Below are 4,910 nucleotides of genomic sequence, written 5' to 3'. Positions count from 1 at the left end.
AGCGGACAAAAACGAAGTTTATGCAATTATAGGAAGTGAATATAAACGAGTTGCTAATAGTTTTACAGAGTTTATAAGCCTTTATAAAGATGGCGGAGAATCTATTTATTTTTAGAATCTTCCGTTTCTGGGGGCTCTCGGCCGAGGGCCAGCTAAGACGAAACCTTCCGCGTTATGGATTGCAGCGGATACCGGCCCTGTGGCTAAGGCCTGCAGGCGTATGAGCGTAAAGCCAGGGCCGCAGGCAACGCCCTGATAGATTTTGAAATTCCGCGAAGCAACAATTAGCTATAAAACACGTATAACAGGTAGCTTTTTGCAAAAAAACTTGAATTAATGATTCGTTGTATACTGCTACTGAAGCTCTTTAAAATGAAAAATTACTTAATACGTGGCATAGCAGGTATACTGGTGATATCATCCTTTGTGATGTGTACCAAAAGCATAAATAAAATTGAAGCACAGGCAAGCGTTGCTTCAGCGGGGGATGCAGAAGAAGTTACGGATAAAGGCACGCAAGCCGTTACTACCTGTACCTATACCGTTCAGCCTTCTCAATGGTTTGTTGATGGGACTAATATACCTGCAGGATCTGTTATATGTATCCCTGCCGGAACAAGGGGCGCTTTGCTGCTTAAAAATTTTAAAGGGACGGCAGCAAACCCCATCATTATTACTAATAAGGGTGGTAAAGTAACCTTTTCTACATCCACTACTGCTTCATATGCGTTTAAGACACAAAACTGCCAATATTTTAAGATACTAGGTAACGGTACCACGGGTGTTACCTACGGGTTTAACGTAAACGGTGGAAACATAGGCATGACGATGGATGATCTCAGTTCAGATTTTGAGATAGCGAATGTTGAAGTCCGCAATAGTGGTTTCGCGGGTATCATGGCAAAAACAGACCCAACGTGTGATGTAGCAACACAGCGCGGCCATTTTACAATGAAAAATATAATTCTTCACAAAATTTATATTCACAAAACAGGCGGCGAGGGGTTTTATGTAGGTAACTCCTTTTATGCCGATGGTAGTACACTTGCCTGCGGTAAGGTTTTACCTCATGATGTAATCAATGTTAAGATCTACAACAACCTGATTGATTCTACCGGTTGTGAAGGTATCCAGGTTGGCGGCGCTATTTCAGGATGTCAAATCTATAACAACACGATCAGGTCTCCGGGATTAACACCTTTTGCAAGTGGCCAAAATAACGGTATACAGATAGGGGAAGGTACCGGAGGGAAGTGTTATAACAATGTGATAAAGGATGCGCCTGGTAATGGTATTATCGTGCTGGGGCTTGGAGATAACCTGGTGTTTAATAACTTTATTCTCAATTCGGGCGCGCATGGCATTTTTGCAGATTCGAGATATACCCCCGGGCCTTATTTTAGGTTTATTAATAATACCATTGTTGCGCCCGCTTTAGATGGGATAAAATTAAACTCCGAAACTATCCCAATGAATACCGTTATAAATAATGTTATCATCATTCCGGGGTCGGGTACCGCGATACGCAAAATGAGCAGCAATGTTAAGCTTACGGCTTCAAATAATTATGTGAGTAAAGACGTTAATGACTGTGATTTTGTAAATTATAGCGGAGGCGATTTTCATTTGCAGTCGTCATCTCCACTTATCAACGCAGGGGCAAACGCTTTATCATACGGCGTAGGTTTAGATTATTTTGGCACCATGCGCCCTTCTGGGAGTGCTTTTGATATTGGTGCTACGGAGTTTTAATTATTTAGTGAAAATTGCGTTAGGGATTGAAGCGGGTACCGGCCCGTGGCTAAGGCCTGTGCAGTATGGGCGGAAAGCCCGGGCCGTAGGCAACGCCATAATAAAACAACCCTATTATTTGATTTGGTTAAGCCAACTAAAACCTCTCAACACCATGTTAAAAACTTTTTACTCACCCATTTCTAATTTTGAAAAGTATTTGTATATTTGCACCTCTTTTATAAGAAAGAAAAGTATACAATAGCAATGAAAAAAGATCTGCATCCATCAAACTATAGGTTAGTTGTTTTCAAGGATATGTCAAACGACTATTCTTTCATAACCAAATCATGTATCGATAGCCGCGAAACCGTTAAATGGGAAGATGGCAACGAGTATCCATTAATCAAATTAGAAATTTCACACACTTCGCACCCGTTCTATACTGGTAAAATGAAGTTAGTTGATACAGCCGGACGTATAGACAAGTTCCGTACCCGTTACAACAGAAGCTAAGTGTTTTTTCAATAAAATATTTACAAGTCTCGGCAATACGTCGAGACTTTTTTTATTTTTGGCCCATGGCAATCATTCTTTTCGACGATAACGCTCGCAATACCCTTCTGCCTTTAACATATACACGCCCGGTTGCCGATCTGCGAATAGGTATTTTAACTATCGCCGAAAAATGGGCTAAATATTTGAACACCGATTTTTCTTTTAACACCGAGGCTTACCTCCAGGCAAAGTTCCCTATAAACATTCAGGACGATAATATTTTCATCAATGGCTCGATTTGCCCGGATGAAGATATTGTTGAAGCAATTAAAAACCTGGGAAATGGCGGGGCTTTAAGATATAATAACACATTGGTGGCTGTAAGGCTAAGTGATATTTATGCTCCTGCTTTTGACCCTTTTGGTTCTTACACTTTTGAAATGGCTTACGATAAGGAGTTGGTTATGATTCAACACCCCGAAGATATTTTTAAAAAGAACGATACCGAACTGCGTAAGGATTTTAAATTGCTTACACAAGGCCGTAAAAGCGCTAAATTAAGCAGCACAAATACTATTATAGGTGGTGAATTCTTCGCGGAAGAAGGCGCACTGGCTGAATGCTGCAGCTTTAGCACTCTCAACGGCCCTATTTATTTAGCGGCAAATACTGAGGTATGGGAAGGCACGAATGTACGTGGTCCGTTTGCGTTGTGCGAGTATTCGCAGGTAAAAATGGGGACTAAAATATATGGTGCTACAACCATTGGCCCTTATTGCCGCATTGGCGGCGAGGTAAACAATGCCGTTGTTTGGGGATATTCTTCAAAGGGGCACGAAGGTTACCTGGGTAATGCCGTAGTAGGCGAGTGGTGCAATATAGGTGCCGATAGTAATAACTCTAACCTGAAAAATAATTACAGCGAAGTAAAGCTTTGGGATTACCCAACGCAAAGCATGCGTAAAACTGGCTTGCAGTTTTGCGGGCTTATAATGGGCGACCATGCCAAATGCGGTATAAATACCATGTTTAATACTGGCACGGTAGTAGGGGTGAGCGCCAACGTGTTTGGCGGAGGTTATCCACCAAATTATATACCCGATTTTTCATGGGGAGGAGCAGATGGTTTTGTGGAATATGCATATGATAAAATGATGGATACTGCCGACCGCGCTATAGTCCGAAGAGCACATCGCAAATTTGATGCGGCAGAAAAGGCAATACTTACCGAAGTATATAGGCTTACACAGCAATACAGGAAATTTTAAACAAGTCGATAGTTGATGGTTGAAAGACCATGTCTGTGCAAAGAGATAAATAAACGTTAAACAATACTATGGCCCATTGACTATGGCCCATGGACAAAACAAAGCAAAATGAGAAAAAAAATTGTAGCCGGAAACTGGAAAATGAACCTTGATTATAATGAAGGCTTAGGGCTATTTTCAGAAGTGATAAACATGGTAAAAGACGAAGCAACCGGCAATCAGGAAGTTGTAGTTTGCAGTCCGTTCATTCACCTGCACAGCTTGGCAGCATTGGCTAAAGGCTACAGTAAAGTATCAGTAGGCGCGCAAAATGCACACCAGGCCGAAGCGGGTGCGTACACAGGCGAAGTGTCTGCAAAGCAAATTAAATCTGTTGGTGCGGCATACGTTATACTGGGCCACTCAGAACGCCGCCAGTATTTTGGCGAAAGCAACGAACTTTTGGCTAAAAAAACAGATACAGCTTTAGCGAATAGTTTAAAACCTATCTTCTGCATCGGCGAAACTTTGCAGGAACGCGAAGCCAACCAGCACTTTGATATCATCAAATCACAATTAGTAGAAGGTGTTTTCCATTTAGATGCTGATAAATTTGGTCAGTTGGTATTGGCTTACGAGCCGGTTTGGGCTATAGGTACCGGTGTTACTGCATCATCAGAACAAGCACAAGAAATTCACGCGTTTATCCGTGCGGAACTGGCTGCAAAATACGGCCAGCAGGTTGCCGATGATACTACTATACTTTACGGTGGTAGCTGTAACCCAAAAAACGCTGCCGAGCTTTTTGCTTGCCCGGATATTGATGGCGGCCTTATTGGTGGCGCATCCCTAAAATCCCGCGACTTTACAGATATAGTTAAAGCGTTCAACTAATTTAGATTTGAGATGTTAGATATGAGATTTGAGACAAGCTACACAGGTTGTTAAGTCTCACATCTCAATACTCGTACCTACAAATGAATTACTACGAATTACTCTTCACCACCATTACTACCGAAGATTACCAGCAGGACCTGCTGATAGGCGCTTTGGGTGAGATTGGTTTTGATACTTTTGAAGAGATAGACCTGGGCTTTAAGGCCTATATCCCCGTTGATGATTTTAACCAGGAATTACTGGACGAAACATTAGCCGCCTACCGTGAAATGTTCACCTTTAGTTATGATATAACCCTTATCCCGCAGAAAAACTGGAACGAGGTATGGGAAAGCAACTTTGAGCCTATTCAGATAAGCGACCAGGTGTTTGTAAGAGCTACCTTCCATGCACCAAAGCCGGAGTTTCCGTACGAGATAGTTATCGATCCCAAAATGGCTTTCGGTACCGGTCACCACCAAACCACGGCCATGATGATGGGGCTGATGCTGGAGAATGATTTCGCCGGCAAAAAAGTATTGGACATGGGCTGCGGGA

Annotated in this window: 5 protein-coding genes; all 5 read left to right on the top strand. The window is 42.3% G+C overall.

Annotation, left to right across the window (positions count from 1 at the left end; all coding sequences use genetic code 11):
- Positions 1-372: 372 nt before the first annotated feature.
- A complete protein-coding gene (locus JWQ85_RS19480) occupies positions 373-1,752 on the top strand; it encodes a right-handed parallel beta-helix repeat-containing protein (RefSeq protein ID WP_299470945.1) in 1,380 nt (459 codons plus the stop codon).
- A gap of 246 nt (positions 1,753-1,998) precedes the next feature.
- A complete protein-coding gene (locus JWQ85_RS19475) occupies positions 1,999-2,247 on the top strand; it encodes a type B 50S ribosomal protein L31 (protein WP_256539646.1) in 249 nt (82 codons plus the stop codon).
- 65 nt (positions 2,248-2,312) lie between these two features.
- On the top strand, positions 2,313-3,497 hold the full coding sequence (locus JWQ85_RS19470; RefSeq protein ID WP_299470942.1) for a putative sugar nucleotidyl transferase: 1,185 nt from the start codon (positions 2,313-2,315) through the stop codon (positions 3,495-3,497).
- Between the two features lie 108 nt (positions 3,498-3,605).
- Positions 3,606-4,370, top strand: a complete 765-nt coding sequence (gene tpiA, locus JWQ85_RS19465; RefSeq protein WP_299470940.1) for a triose-phosphate isomerase — start codon at positions 3,606-3,608, stop codon at positions 4,368-4,370.
- An 83-nt stretch (positions 4,371-4,453) separates the two neighbouring features.
- The coding region (locus JWQ85_RS19460; protein WP_299470938.1) for a 50S ribosomal protein L11 methyltransferase at positions 4,454-4,910 on the top strand (457 nt) is incomplete at its 3' end.

Origin of the sequence: Mucilaginibacter sp. (assembly GCF_028288105.1) — a bacterium.
Taxonomy (GTDB): Bacteria; Bacteroidota; Bacteroidia; order Sphingobacteriales; family Sphingobacteriaceae; genus Mucilaginibacter.
The sequence above is the reverse complement of the archived record's forward strand: the minus strand, read 5'-3'. Positions and strand labels throughout refer to the sequence as shown.

What these genes read in the sequence shown, in the direction of transcription:
- JWQ85_RS19470 (WP_299470942.1), top strand. Translation starts at nt 2,313, where the DNA reads ATGGCAATCATTCTTTTCGACGATAACGCTCGCAATACCCTTCTGCCT.
- JWQ85_RS19480 (WP_299470945.1), top strand. Translation starts at nt 373, where the DNA reads ATGAAAAATTACTTAATACGTGGCATAGCAGGTATACTGGTGATATCA.
- tpiA (WP_299470940.1), top strand. Translation starts at nt 3,606, where the DNA reads ATGAGAAAAAAAATTGTAGCCGGAAACTGGAAAATGAACCTTGATTAT.
- JWQ85_RS19475 (WP_256539646.1), top strand. Translation starts at nt 1,999, where the DNA reads ATGAAAAAAGATCTGCATCCATCAAACTATAGGTTAGTTGTTTTCAAG.